This window comes from Abiotrophia defectiva ATCC 49176, assembly GCF_000160075.2.
Classification (GTDB): Bacteria; Bacillota; Bacilli; order Lactobacillales; family Aerococcaceae; genus Abiotrophia; species Abiotrophia defectiva.
Genome location: NZ_KI535340.1, coordinates 1265396 through 1289039 on the forward strand (window position 1 = coordinate 1265396; position 23644 = coordinate 1289039).

The 23644-nt window shown below is 48.8% G+C and carries 18 protein-coding genes and 1 pseudogene; 6 read left to right on the top strand and 13 right to left on the bottom strand.

Annotation, left to right across the window (positions count from 1 at the left end; translation table 11 throughout):
• Positions 1 to 6996: hypothetical protein (locus GCWU000182_RS10200; RefSeq protein ID WP_023391887.1), on the top strand; the 6996-nt coding region annotated here is incomplete at its 5' end.
• Between the two features lie 362 nt (positions 6997 to 7358).
• Positions 7359 to 8570, top strand: a complete 1212-nt coding sequence (gene trpB / locus GCWU000182_RS05890; protein ID WP_023391888.1) for a tryptophan synthase subunit beta — start codon at positions 7359 to 7361, stop codon at positions 8568 to 8570.
• A gap of 51 nt (positions 8571 to 8621) precedes the next feature.
• On the opposite strand, the gene GCWU000182_RS05895 is transcribed toward trpB, so the two are convergent.
• The 5 genes from GCWU000182_RS05895 to GCWU000182_RS05915 form a co-directional block, all read right to left on the bottom strand.
• Positions 8622 to 8810 (bottom strand): hypothetical protein, encoded by a 189-nt coding sequence (locus tag GCWU000182_RS05895; RefSeq protein WP_023391889.1) that lies wholly within the window; start codon positions 8808 to 8810, stop codon positions 8622 to 8624.
• A 12-nt stretch (positions 8811 to 8822) separates the two neighbouring features.
• The gene (locus tag GCWU000182_RS05900; RefSeq protein WP_023391890.1) at positions 8823 to 10868 is read right to left on the bottom strand and encodes an FtsX-like permease family protein; all 2046 of its coding nucleotides are present in this window, start codon (positions 10866 to 10868) and stop codon (positions 8823 to 8825) included.
• A gap of 1 nt (position 10869) precedes the next feature.
• A complete protein-coding gene (locus tag GCWU000182_RS05905; RefSeq protein WP_023391891.1) occupies positions 10870 to 11628 on the bottom strand; it encodes an ABC transporter ATP-binding protein in 759 nt (252 codons plus the stop codon).
• A gap of 125 nt (positions 11629 to 11753) precedes the next feature.
• On the bottom strand, positions 11754 to 12746 hold the full coding sequence (locus tag GCWU000182_RS05910) for a sensor histidine kinase (protein WP_023391892.1): 993 nt from the start codon (positions 12744 to 12746) through the stop codon (positions 11754 to 11756).
• Positions 12736 to 13422, bottom strand: coding sequence for a response regulator transcription factor (locus GCWU000182_RS05915; protein WP_023391893.1), 687 nt, complete (start codon positions 13420 to 13422; stop codon positions 12736 to 12738). The genes GCWU000182_RS05910 and GCWU000182_RS05915 overlap by 11 nt, the downstream gene beginning before the upstream one ends.
• A 249-nt stretch (positions 13423 to 13671) precedes the next feature.
• Here GCWU000182_RS05915 and GCWU000182_RS05920 point away from each other — a divergent pair, with 249 nt between their 5' ends.
• Positions 13672 to 13872, top strand: coding sequence for a cold-shock protein (locus tag GCWU000182_RS05920; protein WP_035364190.1), 201 nt, complete (start codon positions 13672 to 13674; stop codon positions 13870 to 13872).
• 50 nt (positions 13873 to 13922) lie between these two features.
• Here GCWU000182_RS05920 and crcB read toward each other — a convergent pair whose 3' ends face one another.
• On the bottom strand, positions 13923 to 14279 hold the full coding sequence (crcB, locus tag GCWU000182_RS05925) for a fluoride efflux transporter CrcB (protein WP_023391895.1): 357 nt from the start codon (positions 14277 to 14279) through the stop codon (positions 13923 to 13925).
• A gap of 90 nt (positions 14280 to 14369) precedes the next feature.
• Positions 14370 to 15299 carry a hypothetical protein gene (locus GCWU000182_RS09635; RefSeq protein ID WP_051372933.1) on the bottom strand — a complete coding sequence of 310 codons (930 nt, stop codon included), beginning with the start codon at positions 15297 to 15299 and terminating at the stop codon, positions 14370 to 14372.
• A 194-nt stretch (positions 15300 to 15493) separates the two neighbouring features.
• Between GCWU000182_RS09635 and GCWU000182_RS05935 the strand changes: the two genes are divergently transcribed.
• The 3 genes and pseudogenes from GCWU000182_RS05935 to GCWU000182_RS05945 all read left to right on the top strand — a co-directional run bounded on the left by GCWU000182_RS05935 (position 15494) and on the right by GCWU000182_RS05945 (position 19504).
• Complete coding sequence (locus tag GCWU000182_RS05935) at positions 15494 to 16687, top strand: acetate/propionate family kinase (RefSeq protein ID WP_035364192.1); 1194 nt, start codon at positions 15494 to 15496, stop codon at positions 16685 to 16687.
• Between the two features lie 273 nt (positions 16688 to 16960).
• Positions 16961 to 18592 (top strand): annotated as a pseudogene (locus tag GCWU000182_RS05940) (PTS transporter subunit IIBC); the annotation flags it as partial.
• A 75-nt stretch (positions 18593 to 18667) separates the two neighbouring features.
• A complete protein-coding gene (locus GCWU000182_RS05945) occupies positions 18668 to 19504 on the top strand; it encodes an endonuclease/exonuclease/phosphatase family protein (protein ID WP_023391899.1) in 837 nt (278 codons plus the stop codon).
• A 574-nt stretch (positions 19505 to 20078) separates the two neighbouring features.
• Here the strand turns inward: GCWU000182_RS05945 and GCWU000182_RS05955 are convergent.
• The 6 genes from GCWU000182_RS05955 to GCWU000182_RS05980 all read right to left on the bottom strand — a co-directional run bounded on the left by GCWU000182_RS05955 (position 20079) and on the right by GCWU000182_RS05980 (position 23643).
• A complete protein-coding gene (locus GCWU000182_RS05955; RefSeq protein WP_035364195.1) occupies positions 20079 to 20741 on the bottom strand; it encodes a hypothetical protein in 663 nt (220 codons plus the stop codon).
• A gap of 17 nt (positions 20742 to 20758) precedes the next feature.
• A complete protein-coding gene (locus tag GCWU000182_RS05960) occupies positions 20759 to 21397 on the bottom strand; it encodes a hypothetical protein (RefSeq protein WP_023391902.1) in 639 nt (212 codons plus the stop codon).
• Between the two features lie 20 nt (positions 21398 to 21417).
• Positions 21418 to 22020 (bottom strand): hypothetical protein, encoded by a 603-nt coding sequence (locus GCWU000182_RS05965; protein WP_023391903.1) that lies wholly within the window; start codon positions 22018 to 22020, stop codon positions 21418 to 21420.
• A gap of 14 nt (positions 22021 to 22034) precedes the next feature.
• Positions 22035 to 22640, bottom strand: a complete 606-nt coding sequence (locus GCWU000182_RS05970) for a hypothetical protein (protein ID WP_035364197.1) — start codon at positions 22638 to 22640, stop codon at positions 22035 to 22037.
• Positions 22641 to 22809: 169 nt separating this feature from the next.
• Entirely contained in the window at positions 22810 to 23073 is a 264-nt protein-coding gene (locus GCWU000182_RS05975) for a hypothetical protein (protein ID WP_035364200.1), read from the bottom strand.
• Positions 23074 to 23082: 9 nt separating this feature from the next.
• Complete coding sequence (locus GCWU000182_RS05980) at positions 23083 to 23643, bottom strand: hypothetical protein (protein WP_023391906.1); 561 nt, start codon at positions 23641 to 23643, stop codon at positions 23083 to 23085.
• Position 23644: the final 1 nt, after the last annotated feature.

Below are 23644 nucleotides of genomic sequence, written 5' to 3' on the forward strand. Positions count from 1 at the left end.
AGCACTAAGAAGGTACCGAATGTCGGGACCTATGTCATTGAATCAGATGGAACGATTACCTTCACACCAGAGAAACAATACGTTGGGACACCAGATCCTGTAGTTGTAAAACGTGTTGACAAGAATGGGACTGAAGTGACGGCTACTTACACGCCAACCGTAACGAAAGTAACGCCAACTAGCACTGATGCCACATCGAATGGTGTTCAAGGCCAACCACAAACAGGGACACCAGTCTTCACACCAGGTGATGATGCTGTGCCAATCGACTTGGATAGTCCAATGACTTTCGAAGATGGGCAGCCAACTAAGACGGTGCCAGGTGTCGGGGTCTACACCATCAACCCAGATGGTTCTGTCACCTTTACACCAGACAAACAATATGTTGGGACACCAGCACCAGTCACTGTTAAACGCGTGGACAAGAACGGTACTGAAGTCACCGCTAAGTACACCCCAACTGTGACCAAGGTAACGCCAACTAGTACTGATGCCACATCGAACGGTGTTCAAGGCCAACCACAAAAGGGCACGCCAACTTTCACCGAAGGTGATCCATTGGTGCCACTTGATGATACCAAGCCAATGACCTTCGAGGATGGCTCAAGCACTAAGAAGGTGCCAAATGTCGGGACCTATGTCATTGAATCAGATGGTACGATTACTTTTACGCCAGACAAGCAATACGTTGGGACACCAGCCCCTGTAGTCGTAAAACGTGTGGACAAGAATGGAACGGAAGTGACCGCTCAATACACGCCAACTGTGACCAAAGTGACTCCAACAAGCACTGACGCTACATCGAACGGCGTTCAAGGCGTTCCACAAACAGGAACCCCAGTCTTCACACCAGGTGACTCAGCCGTGCCAATCGACTTGGATAGCCCAATGACCTTTGAAGATGGGCAGCCAACTAAGACTGTGCCAGGTGTCGGTGTCTACACCATCAACCCAGATGGTTCCATCACTTTCACACCAGACAAGCAATACGTTGGGACACCAGCCCCTGTAGTCGTAAAACGTGTGGACAAGAACGGGACTGAAGTGACCGCTCAATACACGCCAACTGTGACCAAAGTGACTCCAACAAGTACCAACGCAGAGTCAACTGGCGTTCAAGGCCAGCCACAAAAGGGCAAGCCAACATTCACCGAAGGTGATCCGTTGGTGCCGCTGGACGATACTAAACCGATGACTTTCGAAGACGGTTCAAGCACCAAGAAAGTGCCGAATGTCGGGACCTATGTCATTGAGTCTGATGGATCTATTACCTTCACGCCAGAGAAACAATATGTTGGAACACCAGATCCTGTAGTTGTAAAACGTGTAGACAAGAACGGGACCGAAGTAACTGCTAAGTACACGCCAACCGTAACGAAAGTGACGCCAAGAAGTACTGACGCTACATCAAACGGCGTTCAAGGTCAGCCACAAAAGGGCACACCAACTTTCACCGAGGGTGATCCATTGGTGCCACTTGATGATACCAAGCCAATGACCTTCGAGGATGGTTCAAGCACCAAGAAAGTCCCAAATGTCGGGACCTATGTCATTGAATCAGATGGTACGATTACCTATACGCCAGACAAGCAATACGTTGGGACGCCAGATCCTGTAGTTGTAAAACGCGTAGACAAGAACGGTACGGAAGTCACCGCTAAGTACACGCCAACTGTGACTAAGGTCACACCAACAAGTACTGACGCCACATCGAACGGTGTTCAGGGTGTTCCACAAACCGGTACCCCAGTCTTCACGCCAGGTGACTCAGCCGTGCCAATTGATTTGGACAGCCCAATGACCTTTGAAGACGGACAGCCAACCAAGGCGGTGCCAGGTGTCGGTGTTTACTCCATCAACCCAGATGGTTCCATCACTTTCACACCAGACAAGCAATATGTTGGGACGCCAGATCCAGTTGTGGTCAAACGTGTAGACAAGAACGGAACGGAAGTGACGGCTAAGTACACGCCAACTGTGACCAAAGTGACTCCAACAAGTACCAACGCAGAGTCAACTGGAGTTCAAGGCCAGCCACAAAAGGGTAAGCCAACATTCACCGAGGGTGATCCGTTGGTACCACTTGATGACGCTAAGCCAATGACTTTCGAGGATGGCTCAAGCACCAAGAAAGTTCCAAATGTCGGGACCTATGTCATTGAGTCAGATGGCTCCATTACCTTTACTCCAGAGAAACAATATGTTGGAACACCAGACCCAGTTGTAGTCAAACGCGTTGACAAGAATGGAACGGAAGTGACTGCTCAATACACTCCAACTGTGACCAAAGTAACGCCAACAAGTACTGATGCCACATCGAACGGTGTTCAGGGTGTTCCACAAACAGGGACCCCAGTCTTCACGCCAGGTGACTCAGCCGTGCCAATTGATTTGGACAGCCCAATGACCTTTGAAGACGGACAGCCAACTAAGACGTTGCCAGGTGTTGGTGTATACACCATCAACTCAGATGGCTCTGTCACCTTTACCCCAGACAAGCAATATGTGGGGACACCAGCCCCAGTCACTGTTAAGCGTGTAGACAAGAACGGAACGGAAGTGACGGCTAAGTACACTCCAACTGTGACCAAAGTGACGCCAACAAGCACTGACGCTACATCAAACGGCGTTCAGGGCATTCCACAAACCGGTACCCCAGTCTTTACACCAGGTGACTCAGCCGTGCCAATCGACTTGGATAGCCCAATGACCTTCGAAGACGGTCAACCTACTAAGACTGTACCTGGTGTAGGTGAATACTCCATCAACCCAGATGGCTCTGTCACCTTTACCCCAGACAAGCAATATGTGGGGACACCGGATCCTGTAGTTGTAAAACGTGTTGACAAGAATGGTACAGAAGTAACTGCTAAGTACACGCCAACTGTGACAAGAGTAACACCAACTAGCACCAACGCGACCTCGGAAGGCCTACAAGGTCAGCCACAAAAGGGCACACCAACTTTCACCGAGGGCGATCCATTAGTGCCGCTTGATGATACCAAGCCAATGACCTTCGAGGATGGCTCAAGTACTAAGAAAGTGCCAAATGTCGGGACCTATGTCATTGAGTCAGATGGCTCTATTACCTTCACACCAGAGAAACAATATGTGGGAACACCAGATCCTGTAGTTGTAAAACGTGTGGACAAGAACGGTACTGAAGTGACTGCGAAGTACACGCCAACGGTAACGAAAGTGACGCCAACCAGCACTGATGCCACATCGAACGGTGTTCAGGGTGTTCCACAAACAGGGACCCCAGTCTTCACGCCAGGTGACTCAGCCGTGCCAATTGATTTGGACAGCCCAATGACCTTTGAAGACGGACAGCCAACTAAGACTGTGCCAGGTGTTGGTGTATACACCATCAACTCAGATGGTTCGATTACCTTTACCCCAGACAAGCAGTATGTGGGGACACCGGCCCCAGTTACTGTTAAGCGTGTTGACAAGAACGGAACGGAAGTAACGGCGAAGTACACCCCAACTGTGACCAAAGTAACACCAACAAGTACTGACGCTACATCAAACGGCGTTCAGGGCACTCCACAAACAGGGACCCCAGTCTTTACACCTGGCGATCCAGCAGTACCAATCGACTTGGATAGCCCAATGACCTTCGAAGACGGTCAACCTACTAAGACTGTACCTGGTGTAGGTGAATACTCCATCAACCCAGATGGCTCTGTCACCTTTACCCCAGACAAGCAGTATGTCGGGACACCAGCCCCAGTCACTGTTAAGCGTGTTGACAAGAACGGTACTGAAGTGACCGCTCAATACACGCCAACTGTGACCAAGGTGACGCCAACAAGTACTGACGCTACATCGAACGGCGTTCAAGGCCAACCACAAAAGGGCACACCAACTTTCACCGAAGGTAATCCATTAGTACCACTGGACGATGCTAAGCCAATGACCTTTGAGGATGGCTCAAGCAACAAGACTGTACCAAACGTTGGTGTCTACACCATCAACCCAGATGGTTCCATTACCTTTACCCCAGACAAGCAGTATGTTGGGACACCAGCCCCAGTCACCCTTAAACGTGTCGATAAGAACGGTACGGAAGTCACCGCAACATACACACCGACGGTGACGAAGGTAACGCCAACCAGCAGCCCGGCTACTTCAACTGGTCCACAAGGTCTTTCCCAAACTGGCAGCCCAGTCTTTACCCCAGGGGATCCGGCAGTGCCGATTGATCTGGATAGTCCAATGACCTTCGAAGATGGTCAACCTAAAAAGACAGTTCCAGGTGTAGGGGAATACTTTATCAATCCTGATGGCTCTATCACTTTCACGCCGGACAAACAATATGTCGGAACTCCTGCGGCAGTAGTCGTCAAACGTGTCGATAAAAATGGTACGGAAGTGACCGCAACTTATACGCCGACGGTGACCAAGGTAACGCCAACTTCTGAGGATGTCAGCTCAACTGGCCTTCAAGGTCAACCACAAACTGGTACGCCAACTTTCACCCCAGGTAACCCTGAGGTGCCAATGGATGACACGGTGCCAATGACCTTCGAAGATGGTTCAAGTACTAAGTCAGTTCCGGATGTGGGTGTTTACACCATCAACCCAGATGGATCCATCACTTTCACACCAGACAAACAATTTGTAGGCAAACCAGATCCTGTAAGAGTCAAACGTGTCGATAAGAACGGCACCCCAGTGACCGCTGACTACCAAGTAGAAGTGACGCGCGTCACCCCAACCAGCACGCCTGCTACTTCGACCGGTCTACAAGGTCAACCACAAACTGGCAGCCCAGTCTTTAAAGAAGGGGCGCCAGAAGTTCCAATGGATGACAAGGTGCCAATGACCTTCGAAGATGGTTCAAGTACTAAGAAGGTGCCAAACGTGGGTGAATACACCATCAACCCAGATGGTTCCATTACTTTCACCCCAGACAAGCAATTTGTCGGGACACCAGATCCGGTAACAGTCAAGCGCGTGGACAAGAATGGTACGCCAGTGACTGCGACTTACACGCCAACTGTGACCAAGGTAACGCCAACCAGCACGCCTGCTACTTCGACCGGTCTACAAGGTCAACCACAAACTGGCAGCCCAGTCTTCAAAGAAGGGGCGCCAGAAGTTCCAATGGATGACACGGTGCCAATGACCTTCGAAGATGGCTCAAGCACTAAGACGGTGCCAAACGTGGGTGAATACACCATCAACCCAGATGGCTCCATTACTTTCACCCCAGACAAGCAATTTGTCGGGACACCAGATCCGGTAACAGTCAAGCGCGTGGACAAGAATGGTACGCCAGTGACTGCGACTTACACGCCAACTGTGACCAAGGTAACGCCAACCAGTACGCCAGCCACTTCAACTGGTCTGCAAGGTTTACCACAAACAGGTACCCCAAGCTTTAAAGAAGGGGCGCCAGAAGTTCCAATGGATGACAAGGTGCCAATGACCTTCGAAGATGGTTCAAGTACTAAGTCAGTACCAGGCGTAGGGGAATACACCATCAACCCAGATGGTTCCATTACTTTCACCCCAGACAAGCAATTTGTCGGGACGCCAGATCAGGTAACAGCCAAGCGAGTGGATAAGAACGGCACCCCAGTGACGGCGACTTACACGCCAACTGTGACCAAGGTAACGCCAACTAGCACGCCAGCGACTTCAACGGGAGCACAAGGCTTACCGCAAACAGCTAGCCCAAGCTTCACTCCAGGTGACCCAGCGGTGCCAATAGACGATACGATCCCAATGACCTTCGAAGACGGATCAAGCATTAAGTCCATTCCAGGAGTGGGTGAGTATGTCATCAACCCAGATGGCTCCATTACCTTCACGCCAGACAAGCAATTTGTCGGGACACCAGATCCAGTAACGGTTAAACGCGTTGATAAGAACGGCACGCCAGTGACCGCCACCTACCAAGCGACCGTTCTACCTGTGGCTCCAATTGCCAACGACGATTACTCTTCAGGTGTCGTTAACCAAGCCCAAACGGGTCAAGTTAAGTTTGTACCAGGTTCTGCTAATGTTGACGGCACAGAACAATCCGTTGACTTAGTCCCAGGCAGCCTCAAGTTTGTGGTCAATGGCCAAGCCGTGGCTGACACCACTATTCCAGCCCTAGACCAAGATGGCAAGCAAGTAGGGACCTACAGCTTAGCCCAAGACGGAACCGTGACCTTCACACCAAATCCAGGTTACGTGGGTCAACCAGTGTCAGCTCGTGTTCAAGCTACTGACGTCAACAGTACGACTGCGGAGGCAACTTACTCACCAGTGGTCAACGCTAGCGTAACTAGCGAAGGCATGAAGGGTCAAAGCCAAAGCAAGCTACCAGACTTCAAGGGCCAAGTGGATCCAAAAGTTCCAGCTTACCTTGAAGGTGGGGTCACTAGCGTGACCGTGCCAGGTCAAGGGACTTACACCGTCAACCCTGAGACAGGCCAAGTGACCTTCACGCCAGAACCAGACTTTATTGGCCAGGCAAGTCCAATTACGGTCATCCGTCGTGATGTCAACGGGAAGGAACTGAAGATTCAGTACATCCCAACAGTATACGGACAAGTGAAGACACAAGATACGACTTCAACCGGCTACCCAGGCGAAAAACAAACTGGGACGCCAGTCTTTGAAGGCGATGTGGATCTAACCATCCCAGCTACCTTCGAAAATGGTCAAACTGAATTAACCGTACCAGGGGAAGGGACTTATGTTCTTAACCCAGATGGTTCTGTGACCTTCACGCCAGAAGCAGGCTTCTTAGGCCAAGCAAGTGGTGTGACCGTAGTTCGGGTTGACCGCAACGGGCGCAAGGTGACCGCACAATATGTGCCAACCGTTGTGCCAGTGCCAGTCGCTCCAAGTGAGCCAGAGGTGCAAAGACAAGGGCTCTTACCAGCAACTGGTGAAGCCCCAGACTATAGCTTCTTCTCAGGTGTGGCCTTGACTATCTTAGCAAGTGTCGGCCTAGTTGCAACGCGCAAGCGCCAAGCGACAGATGAAGACTAAAATCTAGTCAGATAAGACCAGCCCCAGCTTTCATTCGAGAGCTGGGGCTTCTTATTTTGAAAATTAGGCTTGCATTCTGAGAAAAAAGGTGTATAATGAGAATCAAATGAGAGAGAAGGAGGGCATTCGCCATGACATTTACAGCAACTCAAAGTTGGCAAAGCTGGCATAGATAAGTTGTGTGTATGTTCTGGAACATAGATGCAACTTTTAGCGTAGTCTAAGATGCATCTATGTTGGCGAATTTGTTCCCGATCAGGAGATTAAGAGCCGCATAGTCGCTACTATGTGGCTCTTTTTGTATCTTAGCTAGCTTTGACTTTTGATCAGATAGACAAGCAAAATTAGAGGAGGAACCCCTTATGACACAAGAATTAACACAAACACCAACAGGCTTTTTCGGAGAATTTGGCGGTAGCTATGTACCACCAGTTGTACAAGAAGCCTTGGACCAATTAGCGGAAGCCTATGACCGCTACAAGGATGATCCAGAATTTCTGGCTGAATACCACCATTATCTCAAGGACTACTCAGGTCGTGAGACCCCACTCTACTATGCGGAGAGTTTGACCCAACATTTGGGCGGGGCTAAGATTTACCTCAAGCGTGAAGACCTCAACCACTTGGGGGCCCACAAACTTAACAACGTCATCGGGCAAATCCTATTGGCTAAACGCATGGGTAAGAAGAAGGTCATTGCTGAAACGGGGGCTGGCCAACACGGGGTGGCGACTGCTGCTGCGGCGGCCAAGTTCGGCATGTCTTGTGACATCTACATGGGGGCTCTAGACGTGGAACGTCAGCGTCTCAATGTCTTCCGTATGGAAATGCTGGGGGCCACCGTTCATGCTGTGCAAGAAGGGGAACGAACCCTCAAGGAAGCCGTTGACGCTGCCTTTGGCGCATGGATTCAAGGCATTGAGGATACCTTCTATGTCCTAGGTTCTGCTGTGGGCCCTCATCCTTATCCTTCCATGGTCAAGGACTTCCAGAAGGTCATTAGCCAAGAAGCTCGTCGTCAGATTCTGGAAAAAGAAGGGCGCCTGCCTGACATGGTCATTGCCTGTGTGGGGGGCGGCTCCAATGCCATCGGGGCCTTTGCTGAATTCTTACCTGATAGCCAGGTAGCCCTAGTGGGGGTTGAAGCAGCTGGCCATGGTCTCCAGACCGACCGTCATGCCGCGACCTTGACCCTGGGGACTGTCGGGGTTGTGGATGGCATGAAGACCTATGCCCTTTTCAATGAAGATGGCTCAGTCATGCCAGTCTATTCCATCTCGCCAGGGCTGGACTATCCTGGGGTAGGGCCAGAACATGCCTATCTCAAAGATGCAGGCCGGGCTAAATATGTGCCAGCAACGGATGCCGAAGCTGTTCAGGCCCTCTTACTCTTAACCCGTCTGGAAGGCATTATTCCAGCTATTGAGAGCTCTCACGCCCTAGCGGAAGTCATTAAACGTGCCCCTCAGATGTCACCTGATCAAATCATTATCGTCAATGTCTCTGGTCGTGGGGACAAGGACGTGGCAGCCATTGCCGACTACCTGCAAGCTCACCCAGAACTCAAATTATAAGCTAAAAGAGACAGACCTTCTAAGAGGTCTGTCTCTTTTGCTCTAGTGCTATTAAGTTAAGAGGAGATGGGCTAGGCCAAGCGCTAAGATTCCAGCTGTCATCAGGGCCAATTTGCCTCCTAAGTGGGCCAGCCAGATGTGAAGGCTGAGCTTGACAAAGACTAGCAATCCTAAGACTAGTGAGAGGAGGCAGAGGGCTTGGAGCTTGATAGCGCGTGGAATTTGAAGTAAGCGGCTCATGGCTAGGACCTCCTAACTCTTGCTGGAGACAATCTTCTCGTAGCTGCGTGAAGTAATCAAGAAGACTAGGAAGTAGAAGAGGGTGATGGCCAGGGCGGTGCCAATAGTTGGCAGCAAGATATCTTCTAGGCGCATAGCGGAAATCAAACGCAGAATCAGACTCATCATGTGATAAGCGCCCGCCAGGTGGCAGAGGGCCAAGATAATTGGGGCGAAGAAGACCACAGTGATTTGCTTGCGGATGGTCTTGTGGATGGCTTGCTTGGTCAGACCAACCTTTTGAAGGATTTCAAAGCGATCTGCGTCTTCCAGGCCTTCAGAAATTTGCTTGTAGTAGATGGTCAAGGCTAGGCCCAGTAGGAAGATAGCTGCAAGGAAGATACCGATGAAGAAGATAGAACCAATCATCTGCATGTAGGAGTCGCGGATTTCCGCCTTAACCAGGAAGGAAGCATTAACGGGAATGCCTTCATCAACATGCACTGTCTTGAGCACGTCTTCAAGATGCTCGGCAGAAGCTAGTTGTTGGTCGTGACTGGCCTGGCTATTGGCATAGACCGTGTAACGACTAATGAAGTTGGTGCCTGCCAGCTTGTCTTGGATGGCGGACAAGTCGGAGACGACTAAGAGGGTCCGGTGATCCACAAAGTTCATCGTGAAGTCTGGTGCCTTAGTCTCCAAGAGGTTAGAGGTCAGGTGTTCTTGAATTTGGAAGTTTTGGCCTGCCACTTGGATCTCTTGATTCTTGCGATCGGCCGCGCTGGCTTGATTGTCGAACCAGAGCACTTGGTTGGCTGACAATTGATAGTTTTGGCCACTTAAGTGATTATAGTCTGCTAGGCTGATAATATTGAGGGTGGCACTTTCCTTGTCCGGATTATCATGTTTGACCATGCCAGTCTCGCTATCGACATGGACTTCTTGGCCGGTAAAATCATGGCCATGGAATTTACCCATGACCTGGATGTAGTGGGTATGATCCATATCTACTAGGTCCAGTTGATATTTCTGACCAAATTGACTTAATTGCTCTTCTAGCGTCTTGCTAGCATCCACACTAGGCACTTGATAGGAGTAGTTGAGGCTGAGACTATAGTCAGTAGGATAGAAACGGTTAATGGCAGATTCGGTCCCTAGGAAGAGGGAAATCCCCGCTGATAAGGTCACCAGTGCCATGGTGGAGAGTAGGCAGATGGTTGCCAGTCCGACCCCATTTTTACGCATACGGAAGATCAGGTTAGAGGTGGAAATAAAGTTCTCAGGCTTATAGTAGTAGGACTTGCGGCCTTTGAGGAACTTGAGTAGGGTAATGGAGCCCGCCTGGAAGAGCAGGTAGGTCCCAGCTGTTACTAAGAGGACCGCCAGGAAGAAGACCATGATGGCAGCCAGGGCATTTTCAATGCTTAAGGCCAAGTAGTAGCCATAGCCCATTAATCCCAAGCCAACTAAGGCGCTAATCCAGGTAAAGCGGCCCTTCTTCTCACCACGTCGACTTTCACGAACTAACTGCAGGGGCTTGAGACGGAAAATCCGCCAGCTATTGATGACAATGAGGCTTAAGTAGAGTAAGAGGATTAAAGTCAGGCAGGTCCACAAGTATTGGGGCTGGAACTTGGTATCCAATTCCAGGCTCAAATCCATAATCCGTTGATAGAGGGCTAGAATCAGGCGGTTGACCAGGACACCAGTGGCAATCCCAACTAGGGCCGACAGGCCACTGAAGACGGTGATTTCAATCCACATGAGGGAGAGTAGGTGGCGACGCTCAAGGCCTAGGATGCCGTAGAGCCCGTATTCCTTGGTTCTTTGCTTGAAGACGAAGCCGTTAGCATACCAGATAATAGCGGCCCCGGTAATGGCTAGGATAATCATGCCCAGAGCCAGAACGGTCACGATGGAAGGACCTCCCCGCAGGCTAGACAGGCTAGGATTAAAGGCCAGGGTGATGAAGTTATAGAGGAGGGCTACCGAGGTCACGAAGGCCAAGGCGAAGGGCCCATAGAGACGGTAATTCTTGCGCAGGTTGGCCAGCGCTAAGGGAAAGAGTACTTTGCTCATCTTACTCACCTCGACTTGCCATGGCGGTCAGGGTGTCACTGATTTGTTGGAAGAAGGCGGTGTCGGTCTTGTCCCCGCGGAAGAGTTGGTGATAGAGAATGCCGTCGCGAATGAAGAGGACCCGCTTAGCCTTGCTGGCAGCCGTCGTTGAGTGGGTGACCATGAGGATGGTTTGGCCCTGGCGGTTAATGGCTTCGAACTGGTCCAGAATCATGGCCGAGGACTTGGAGTCTAAGGCCCCTGTTGGTTCGTCGGCTAATAAAAGGGAAGGTTGGGTAATAATGGCCCGACCAATGGCTACACGCTGTTGTTGCCCGCCTGATAATTCATAGGGGAACTTATCTAAGAGGTCGCCAATGCCTAGTAGGTTAGCGACCGGCTTAACCCGGCTATCCATTTGCTTGGCAGGTTGGTTGGAAAGAACCAGGGGCAGGATCATGTTGTCCTTAACGGATAGGGTATCTAAGAGGTTGAAGTCTTGGAAGACGAAGCCCAGCTCATTACGGCGGAAGGCAGCCACATCGGCTTGCTTAATGGTAGTGGTGTCTTGCCCGTTGAGATAGACCAGCCCCTTGGTTGGCTGATCTAAGAGGGCCAAGATATTGAGTAGGGTGGTCTTACCAGAACCTGATTCCCCCATGATGGCTACATATTCACCTGCTTCGATCGAAAAGTGAATATCCTTGAGGGCTTGGACGGCTTGGCCGCCAAATCGAGTATGATAAGTTTTTTGTACGTGTTGAACATCTAGTAAAGTCATGTCAGTCACTCCTTCTTGAGTTATTTGATAGTTTCATTATATAAAACCGGAAATTGCCTTACCTTAGCTTTGGCTTGCAATTTCCGGTTTAATCTTACATTATTGTCACTTTGGCAGTGACTGACTTAATCTTGGGCTAATTGGGCTTGATTCAAGTCCAATTGAACTTGCGTTCCTTGGCCCACTTGGGACTGAAGGTTTAGACCAATACCTAGATTGGCGGCGATGGCCTTGCAGAGGTAGAGGCCCAAGCCAGAGGATTGCTGGGAAACCCGGCCGTTAAAGCCTGTAAAGCCACGCTCGAAGACCCGAGGAATGTCCTGGGCTTGGATACCAATGCCTGTGTCGGCAATAGTCAAGATACCCTCTTGGATACTAATCTTAATAGTCCCTTGCGGGGTGTACTTGATAGCGTTAGACAGGAGTTGCTCCAGAATCAGTTCCAGCCACTTGCGGTCGGTCACATAAACATAGTCTAGACCTTGCAATTCCAGGGTCAGGGGCTTATGGATAAAGAAACTCGCATATTTTTTGACCACTTGATTAACCAGGTCCTGAATCTTGACCGATTCTATCTGCAAATCTTGGTGGAAGGTATCCATACGCAGATAGTGTAAGACCAGGTCGACATATTGGCTAATCTTGAAGAGTTCCTGTTGCAGAAGGGGCCGGAGGGGACCTGTTGGATCCAGTTGCTCGACCAGGAGTTGAGCGGCCGACAGGGGTGTTTTAACCTGGTGGGCCCAGAGGGTGTAGTAATCTAACTGTTCATGGTAGTTGGCTTGATAGGCCTGCTGGGCTTGGAGCAGTTGGTGGTGAGCTTCTTGCAGGCCCTGCCAGATAGTCTGCTCAGCCAAAGTAGAATTGGAGTCCTTAAGATGGTGCTGGTGATTGGTCAGCTGTAGTTCAACCCGTTGAGTGTGGCGCCATTCCTTCCAGGCATCTAGGCCTGCCAGGGTCACTTGTAAGACCAAGCTTAGGATCAAGATATAGAGGGCAAGGTCCTGGTATAGCGGAAAGGCAAAGGCCGAAACCAGCAGTAGGCCGTCTTGTAAGAGGCTGCTGACTAGTAGCCAGCGGCGGTTGCGTAGCCAGGATAAGAAAAAGTTAGGCTTCATGAGCAGTCACCAGGCCGTAGCCAATTCCTTTCTTAGTGTGGATGAAGTCCTCCAGGCCCACGCCTTCTAATTTCTTGCGGAGACGGGCCATGTTAACACTGAGGGTGTTGTCGTCGATGAAGACTTCACTAGACCAGAGTTCCTGCATGAGTTGGTCGCGGCTGACATAGTGGCCAGCTGAGGCGAAGAGGACCCGCAGAATCTGGAATTCGTTCTTAGTTAAATCCACCAAGTTCCCCTGGTAGTGGAGTTGGGTGGTCTTGAGATTGAGCATGGCCCCATGATACTCGGAAAACTCCGTCTCGGCTGTCAGTTCATATGCCCGACGCATGAGGCCTTGGATTTTGGCCACCAGAACCATGCTGTCAAAAGGCTTGGTAATGTAATCGTCAGCCCCCATATTGATGGACATGACGATTTCGGTTGCTTGGTCATGAGAGGACAGGAAGAGAATGGGCACATTGGAGACCTTGCGGATTTCCTGGCACCAGTAGTAGCCGTTAAAAAGCGGCAGGGTGATGTCCAGAATGACTAACTGGGGTGAGGTTTGGAGATAGAGATCTAAAACCTTATCAAATTCCTGGACTAGGATGACCTCGTAGTGCCAGGTGGCCAGGATATTTTGGATGGATTGGGCGATAATGGGGTCGTCTTCGACCAATAGAATCTTATACATGAGAGCCCTCCTTTGCTTCTATTATAGTGTAGCATAGGACGCAATAAGCGCCAAGTCTCAAGGGGGACAAGGAGAAATTTGCTAAAAAGTAGCTAAATCCTAAAATAAATAGGCAAAAAGACTTTACTTTTGGAACTTGTTCCATTATAGTATCAGAGTGGTAGATTAATTAAGAAAATGATTAAGATGCATTGCTTTCTTCTTGATTATTTGAATGATGTATTCCATAAAAAAATAAGGAGGAAAGTCATGTTAAACGGTACAGTGAAATTCTTTAACGTCGATAAGGGCTTTGGCTTCATCGCCGGTCAAGACGGAGTCGATGTTTTTGTACATTTCTCGAATATCCAAGCAGATGGTTTCAAGACCTTGAATGAAGGCCAAACGGTCTCCTATGACGTCCAAGAAACATCGCGCGGTTTGCAGGCCATTAATGTGGTTGCTATCTAATTGATATAAAAAAAGGCTGGAAGCTAATGAGCTTCCAGCCTTTTGGTATTTTATAGCTTTCCTAAGTAGCAGCCCAGAGCGACACAGGCTAAGCCTAGAACTAGGCTGCTAGCCATGTAGAGCAGGGCTTGGGAATAGTGGCCCGCCTGCAGGAGTTTGAGATTTTCCAAGCTGAAGGTGGAGAAGGTGGTAAAGCCACCGCAGAGACCGGTGATAAGCAACAACTGATCGCCCGGGAACCAGGTTTGACGACCTAAGCGCGCGCTCAACCAACCAATCAAGAAACTCCCCACTAAGTTGATTGCCCAAGTCTTAAGTGGAAAGCTGCCCTGATAAGGCAATAGCCCTAGCAAATAGCGCAAAATAGCCCCCAAGGCGCCACCGACGCCGATTAATACAAATTCCATGTCATCACCTCATGGCTAACAGTATAACAGACTGCCAGGCTTGAGGAAAGAGCAAAAAAGACTGGGAGCTAGTCCCAGTCTGTTAAACATTTATGGATTGACAACATATTCTGTCATAACGTCTTCTTCACCTTGGCCGTAGTTGCCTGCGAAGTTTGGAGTTACCAAGGAGATGGTGCCATTCTTGTTGTGGAAGAGGTAGTAGGTATAACCGAATTGACGCTCATTCCCATTGACAATGGCTTGTGGAATGAGGCGGGTGTTGACCTTGACCGTCCGGATACCAGAACCATCTGCTGAGTAGACCCGAATTTCTTTGGTTGGGCCGTCGACTACTTGGAAGCGATAGGTGTTTTGCTTACTATCGTTGAGGTAGTTGAAGGACATGGTGTAGTTGGTGAATTCTAGGCTGTAATCACTTGGCGCATTGACTGTGTTCATGTGATAAGCCAATGGGCTTAAGTTCTTGGTGTCTACTCGGTAAGGGGCTTGGTCAGCCGGTACGGCTTCAACTGCCTTGTAGTCAGGTTTTTTGGTGCCGGACTCTAGGTATTCAACATAAGGTGTTGCAGGATCTGGTTTTTGAAGGGTATTGGAAGCTAATTTAGGGAAAGCTAGGGAAATGGTCCCAAATTTGTTATAGAAGAGGTAGAACTGGTGACCACGAATGGCTAGGCCATTGCTTGGGTCGCTAGTTACCGTCACACGGGTGTTGACATAAATGGTTCGGATTCCTTCTTCAGGGTAAGCCGATTGCAGTTGGATGGTTTGGGTTGGAATTTGTTCAAAATTGACAGAATAGGAAATTCCTTGGGTATAGAGGGTCTTGCTATCAGCGTCTAGCTGGAAGGAATCAGGGTTGTAACCTAAATCAACGGCTGGACGTCCATAGGTACGATTGCCTAAGTTCTCAACGGGCACTCCATAGATGTAATCATCTTGGGCGGATACTTGGCTGAGCGGTAGGGCTAATCCCAGCACCAATCCTAATGCCAACATAAGCTTAATAAATCGTCGCATTATCATAACCTCCTTGATGCGCACAGAAACATGTTTACTTTATGTTCTTATTATAAATTTCTAGGCAAATAGATTCAAGGAAAAAAAGATGACTTTTTTGCGTTTTTCTAATGTCTTTTCTATGCAAAGGCTTGCTAAGGGTGCTATAATAGGAGTATCGATTATTTAAAACTCAGAATGGAGCGATTAAGACCATGTCAAAAACAATGGCGATTAACGCTGGTTCTTCAAGCTTGAAGTTCCAATTAATTGAAATGCCACAAGAAACGGTAGTTGCAAAAGGTTTGGTAGAACGGATTGGTTTGGACAACTCAATCTTCGCAATCGAATACGGCGACGACCAAAAATTTGAACTTGTAGAAGAGATTGCGACCCACGACCGGGCAGTTGAACTCTTATTCGAACACTTAACCGAATTAGGGATTGTCAAAGACTACCACGAAATCACCGGGGCTGGTCACCGTGTCGTAGCAGGGGGCGAACTCTTCAAGGAATCTGCCTTAATCAATGATGAGGTCATCCAACAAGTGGCCGACTTAGGCGAATTTGCACCGCTCCACAACCCAGCGGAAGCTGCCGTAATGCGCGCCTTCAAGGAACGTTTACCAGAAATCACCATGGCAGCTGTCTTCGATACTTCTTTCCATACAACTATGCCAGCGGTTAACTACCTCTACAGCTTACCATACGAGTACTATGAAAAATTCAAGGCTCGTAAATACGGGGCTCACGGGACTAGCCACCACTATGTAGCACGTCGTGCGGCAGAAATGATGGGCAAAGACGTCAAAGACCTCAAAATCATTACCTGCCACTTAGGGAACGGGGCTTCGATTACTGCCGTAGACGGCGGGATTTCTGTTGATACTTCTATGGGCTTCACGCCATTAGCAGGTTTAACCATGGGGACTCGTACAGGGGATATCGACGCATCTTTAGTAGCCTTCGTTATGCAAAAACTGGGTATTAGCGATGTTGCTGAAATGGTCAACATCCTTAACAAGAAGTCAGGTCTTTTAGGGATTTCTGGCGTATCAAGCGATATGCGTGACATCTTATCAGCAGCTGCTGAAGGTAACGAACGTGCCCAATTGGCTCATGATATCTTCGTCAACCGTATCCAAAAATACATTGGTCAATACATTGCGGTCATGAACGGGGTAGATGCTATTGTCTTCACTGCCGGGATTGGAGAGAACTCCATCCAAATCCGTGAGGAAGTCATCAAAGGCATTACCGTCTTCGGTTGTGACATTGACACTGAACGCAACAACACACGTAAAGAAGCCATCATCTCACCAGAAGGTGCCAAGGTTACCGTCCTTAACGTACCAACTAACGAAGAAATGGAAATCGCGCGCGAAGTTGAGCGCCTCAAACAAGCTTAATAAGAGCATGACAAGGACTGGGACAGGGTGCCCAGTCCTTTTTTTGACGCCATATCAGCAGGCAATTTGTCAGTTTTTATGATACCGATATCAATCGTAAAACTTTCCCTTTATGAGCTTTACTTTTAGACTTGTAAACGCTAATATATAAGTGTAAGTACGTGTTGGAATCTTCATGTCATTATTCTTGATTGTCACTCTGCCAACTTGGGATTCCGACAACATGTGCGAAGGGTAGAGAGACAATTAGCACTTATAGAAAGGAGACACAAGATGAAAAAATTCTTGAGTTTTGAGTTCTGGCAAAAGTTCGGTAAAGCCCTCATGGTCGTTATTGCCGTTATGCCAGCAGCTGGTCTGATGATCAGTATCGGGAAAACCTTAGCGATTAGCTTTGCGTCTATTCCATTTTTAGTTACTACCGGTGGTGTCTTAGAAAACATCGGTTGGGCAATCATTGTAAACTTGCACATTCTCTTCGCGCTTGCGATCGGGGGGAACTGGGCTAAGGACCGTGCGGGCGGTGCCTTCGCAGCAGGTTTGGCCTTCATCCTCATTAACCGTATTACGGGTGCAGTCTTCAACGTGAGCGACAAGATGCTCTTAGATGAAGCTTCTACCACCCACACCTTGTTTGGTACGCCAATCATGGTTAAAGGTTTCTTCACCAGCGTGTTGGGTGCACCTGCACTTAACATGGGGGTATTCGTAGGGATTATCTCAGGTTTCTTAGGGGCTAACGCCTACAACAAGTACTACAACTTCCGTAAGTTGCCTGATGCCTTGGCCTTCTTCAACGGGAAACGTTTCGTACCGTTTGTAATTATCTTATGGTCAGTGATTACTTCTTTAGTAATGGCAGTTGTATGGCCATTTATCCAAATCGGGATTAACAACTTTGGTCTCTGGATTGCGACTTCGCAAGACTCTGCACCAATTGTTTCACCATTTGTCTTCGGGACCTTGGAGCGTCTGCTCTTACCATTCGGTCTCCACCACATGTTAACAATCCCAATCAACTACACCGACTTAGGTGGGGTTTACCAAATCCTGTCTGGTGACAAGATTGGTGAAATCGTTCGCGGTCAAGACCCACTCTGGTTAGCATGGGCATCTGACTTAGCTCACTTCCGCAACATTGGCGACATGTCTCAAGTCGACCACATCTTGAACAACTGGACTCCAGCTCGTTTCAAAGTAGGTCAAATGATTGGTTCTATGGGGACCCTCATGGGCTTGGCTTACGCTATGTACCGCAATGTGGACAAGGATAAAATGGCTGAATACCGCACCATGTTTATCTCTATCTGCTTGGCTGTCTTCTTAACAGGGGTAACCGAGCCAATCGAGTTCCTCTTCATGTTCGCCGCAATGCCATTATACTTGGTATATGCAGTGGTTCAAGGGGCATCCTTCGCTATGGCGGATATCTGGCCATTACGTGTTCACTCCTTCGGTTCTATCGAGCTCTTAACTCGTACACCGATGACCATTCAAGCAGGTTTGGCTATGGACTTAGTTCGCTTTGTTGTAACAACTGTAGCCTTTGCAGTGATTATGTACTTCATCGCTGACTTCATGATTAAGAAGTTTAACTTTGCAACTCCAGGTCGTAACGGTAACTACGATTCCGGTACTACTGACAGTAAAGAAACTGGTGAAGCAAAACCAGCTGACGAACAAGTAAACACCATCATTGAACTCTTAGGTGGTCGCGAAAACATCGTGGATGTTGACGCCTGCATGACCCGTCTACGTGTCTCTGTTAAGGATCAAAGCAAGGTTGGTTCTGAAGAAGCTTGGAAGAAAGCCGGTGCTATGGGCTTAGTCCTCAAAGACACTGGGGTACAAGCTATCTACGGTCCTAAAGCCGATGTCCTCAAATCAGACATCCAAGACGCTTTAAGTCATTAATCATTTCAAAAGGTTGAAAGAGTGGCTCGCACCACTCTTTGACCTTTTTTTCATAGGAGGCAAATTATGAAATTATTGGACCTCAATACCCATAGTTGGATTGAAGTGGAGCAGGAGCGCAAGCTAGGGGAGTTGATTGACTTTATTCTGGCAGGCGACTATGACCTGATTACCCTTCAAGAAGTCAACCAAACCATGACGGCGCCTCTCTGGGAGCCAGATGCTTACTTCTGTCCGGTGGCTAAGCAACGTTCCATTAAGCAAGATAACTTTGCCCGTCTCTTAGTAGAAGGCTTGCGCCAAGCTGGCAAGGCCTACTACTGGGCCTGGGCAGATGCTCACATTGGCTTTGATCGCTATGATGAGGGTGTGGCCATCTTGTCTAAGGAGCCAATGCAGCCAGAAGCTTATTGGGTGTCTGCCATCCAAGACCGGACTGACTATCACACCCGAGTCCTCTTGCGGGCACAGACTCATATTGGCGAGCGAGCTCTGCAAGTAGCCAGTGGCCATTTCTCCTGGTGGGATCCGGACAGTGATATTAGCTTTGGCTATGAATGGAAGAAGACGGAAACCATCCTGCGTGGCCATGCTGAGTTGCCACTGATTCTTATGGGCGACTTCAACAATCCGGCTGGCAAGCGCCAGGAAGGCTATGATTTGATTGCAGCGAGTGACCTTAAGCTCCAGGATGCTTTCCTAGTGGCTAAGGAAAAAGAGGGCGAGTTCACCGTCGAGAAAGCCATCGACGGCTGGGAAGGCAATGTGGATCAACTGCGAATTGACTTGGCCTTCTTGAGCCAAGACTTTGTGGTAGACAGCTACCGTGTCGTCTTAGACGGCCAGCGCGGTCCCGTCGTCAGCGACCACTTTGGTTTAGAAATCATTGCTCACTGGGCATAAAAATAAGCGAGAGGCTGAGATTCTGTGAATCCAGCCTCTTTTTTGTTCTGTTACTGAGGAAAAGCCATGCCCCAGGTCAGAAAACGTGGAAAAGGCCCGAAAACCGGGAGAAATCCAAGAGCCAGTGGCCCACTTTGAAGAGTGGACCACTAGCACGGCTGGAAATGGGGAAAAGGGCCGAAAACCGTGGAAAAGCCAGGAGCTAGTGGCCCACTTTAAAGAGTGGACCACTAGCACGGCTGGAAATGGGGAAAAGGGCCGAAAACTAAGGAAAAGTCGGGAGCCAGTGGTCCACTTTGGAGAGTGGACCACTGGCTGGGTCAGAAGCCGGGGAAAAGGCCCGAAAACTGGGGAGAAGCCGCGAGCCAGTGGCCCACTCTGGAGAGTGGACCACTAGCTCGGCCAGAAACCGTGGAAAAGGCCCGAAAACCGGGAAAAAGCCAAGAGCCAGTGGACCAATTTGAAGAGTAGACCACTAGCTCGGCCAGAAACCGGGAAAAAGGCCCGAAAACTAGAGAAAAGCCAGAAACTCCACTCAACAAAAAAGCGGCCGGCATTGCCGGTCGCTTTTGACTTATTTTCTAGGTGACCAGGTCTTGATGACTGGCTCTGCTTGGTTCTTGATGAAGGCGTCATCTGTGATATAAGATACGACTGATACCACATAATATTGATCTTTTTGGTCATTTGGTGCGAAGACATAGTAGACAATTTGGCTAGATAAGTCGGGATTGTCGTTTGGCCCATATTTTGCCTGAATCCTGATGGCTTCATCAGCAAAAGGCAACTTAGTCTTAGTGATCTCGATAAAGTAAGGGGTCAAGGTAGAGTTGACATGGAATACCTTATCCTTTGCGTGTAGTTCAAGATCAGTAGCCTTTTTCATGAATTCGGCCACTTTTTCGCGCGGATAGGCATCTAGTTTCTCAAGGGTGACCACGACATCTTCGTTATTGCGGTCGTATTGAAGCAGTCTACCCTCATTTTCCTCCTTGTATTTAGTGAACTCTTTAAAATCTTCTGGGACATTGACCCAACCTGTTAGATCGCTCCCAACACGTTGGGACTTGCCTTCATTGTAAACTTCTTTCTTGGCTTCTTCGCGTAGCTTAGAGATAGACTCAACGGAAGAAGTGTTGTCCTGCTGACTTTGTTCTTCGGCTAAGATAGCAGTTGGCGCTAAGCTAGTAGCCAAAGCCAAACTTAAGAGGACGCTTTTCAATAATTTTTTAGTCATGTGATTCATCCTTTCTACTAGTTGGCTGGCTTAGCTTGCCATTTTTCTAAGTGCTTAACTAAGTTTTTAAGGGATTCTTCATTAGAGCTGAAGAAGGTCAAGCGCACGATACGGTTGGCATCATCAGGATGGGCGAAGACAATGATGACGGACCGGCTATCATCTGATTTGGTCACATCAATTTGATAAACATAACCCAAAGGCTTGCCTAGGTCAACAGGGACAGTCGTCACCTTTTTGCTATGGGCTTTGAAGGCGTAGACGGACATGTCATTGTGGGCCATATAGTCCAGTGGTTTGAGTTTTTTGAATGCTTCAGGCAGGTCGCCTTCCTTGACGTCTTGGATATCGATGTAGAGTTCTTCTTGATTTTCTTTATCCAGATAGTGAATGGTGGTATCCTTGGTATCGCCTTTTTGTTCTTGGAAATTACCAGGAAGGTTGAAGTAGCCGGCATTAGGAAGCCCTACTTGGACTGATTTAGCTTGGGATTCGTTAGATTTTTTGAAAAATGAGTTTTTGCTTGATTCCTTGGCAGATTCTTGGCTGGTGCTACTTGCAGCACTTGATTCAGTGGCTTGAGCTACTGTAGTTAAGGCTAAATGACCGGCCAAGGCTAAGCTAGCCAAAGCTAATAGAGGGATAGATCGTTTCATTGGAAACTCCTTTCGTTGACTTACTTGGTATCAGACCAAGTTTTGGTGAGGGTTGGTAGTAACTTGTCGATGCTGTCGTTATTAAAGTTGTAGACGCGAATCAAAAGCAATTTGGCGCCTGTGCTAGCAGGGGCTAGATTGTAATTCATCAGCGTAGGGACTTTTTTGCCCTCCATTTCAAGTAGGATGGTCGCCGTGAGCGTCATACCTGCCTTAGGATCATCGGCCTTGAGTCGGTCGACAGCGACATAGCCGGCATTGCGCTTGCCCATTTCCTCACCCAGATAGCCCATGGTATAGAGGTAGACATCTGAGTTGTCAGGGGCATCTGCCACTGGCTGATGGGGATCCAGGGAACGCAAGATGACCGTAATACTGCCGTCGGCATTGGCCCATTCCTTGTATTTTTCCTCGTCCTTGGTCTGGCTAAAGTCGGCCGGAATGGTGACATAGCCCATGGTGTCCGTCCCCACGCGTTGGGTTTGGTCCATGTTGAGGGTTGGAGCCGCAGGCGCTTTATTATCTTGGGCGTCTACACTGCTTGGCGTCAGGCCAGCCAATCCCATTAAGACCAAGGTCAGACTAATCAGGAGGCCACGCCAGAATTTTTTTCTAAGTTTCATGGTCAGGCTCCTTTCTATTCATACTTGGTTGGGGACCAGGTAAACATAATAGGGGCTAATTTATCTATGGCAGCCCGGTCAGGTCCGGTGATGGTCAGTAGAATGACATCTTCCTTATTGTTAAGGCGGAGATAGTAGAAGGTAGATTCAGCCCGGTCAGGTAGGGTAGTCGCGACATGGTAGAAGGTCAAATTATTGACGGTCGCAAATTCTCCCATATTGTTGGTGCCACCTTCACCAATCCGCTCGCGCAAATTGAGGAAGCCAATCCAATAGACAGGCGACAGGTCTTTGAAGTCTTGAGGAATTTTGTCGTCGGTTGGCGACTTGACATCGCGAATGCCCCAGACGATTTCTTGGCCACTGGCCTCATCGCGGAAGCGGTAGGCTTGTTCGTCCTTGCTTTGGCCTTCGACAGGCACGAAGCGAAGAGGGATTTGCAGATAGCCGGCATCTTCATTACCGTAAACCGCTGTTTTTTCACCGAAAACATTTTTGTCTTCGGCAGTTGGTGGGGGTGAATTGCTCTCTTGGGCATGAGCTGTCCCTGGGAGACCAGCTGTTAGGAGGCAGAGACTAAGTCCGGATAGCAGAAGTTTCCGGAGCCATTTATGACTCATAATCATCTTCCTTTCTCTAGCAAGTGCAAATCATTCTGAAAATGACACTTGACTATGCAACTATTATACCACTCTTTGAAAAGGGCTTCAAATCATGTCCTGTTAGAGGGCCGGAACACAAAAAATAGCCCACCAGTTTTGGGACTCTGGTGGGCTATTTTTATAGCAACTATTTCATAAAACGAGTCAGAACCAAGCTTAAGATGGCACTGAGCACAGAGACTAGGATGAGGAGACCCAGCAACCATTCAAATTGCTTGAGCACTACTAAGACTAGCCCCAAGAGAGCCAGACTGGCATAGGCCACGCTCAGGACGACAATTTCCCGATGGGAACTTAATTCTAAGAGTGTGACAATATGGTCGCGGAACCAGTAGAGATAGCCAGCGAAAATCAGCAGACAGATGGGAATAAGGCTGAATAGGGCAGACATGAGAATCACCTACTTTTTCTTTTTCTTGAGCACTTGACTTTTGAGTCTTGGACTGACTTGCTTGCTTGAAATTGGGGGCAGGGGATTTTGGCGGAGGGCCAGGAAGATTAGAATCTGACGTAGGGCTTCATAGGCGATAGCCAGCGCTAGCAGAATTTCTAAGACTAGGGATTGGCTGACCCGCTGGCTAATGCCAATCAAGACCGCCAATAAGACCAAGACAAAGAGACTAATGTTGAGCTTGAGCTTGGATAAGTCAAAACGCTTGTAGAAGGTCGGATAGACCGCTAGGTCAGCCGTCAGACTTTGCCAGTCAGCCTTAGGTGTCAACTTGGTCAGGTAGTACCAGGTCATGAGGCCATAGAGGGTGGCGCAAATGGCTAAATTCAGCCAGATGGAGCTAGCAGGTGCTAGCGAAATCATGGCGAAGACGACCAGAATTAAGAAGTTACGATGATGGCAGGCTAGATAGATGGGGCGCTTTTGCTCCGGAATTAAGGCAAAGGCCTGACGCTGGGCGTCGAATAAATAGAGGGCTTGTTGCTTGTCATTAAATAATTCATTAAACATA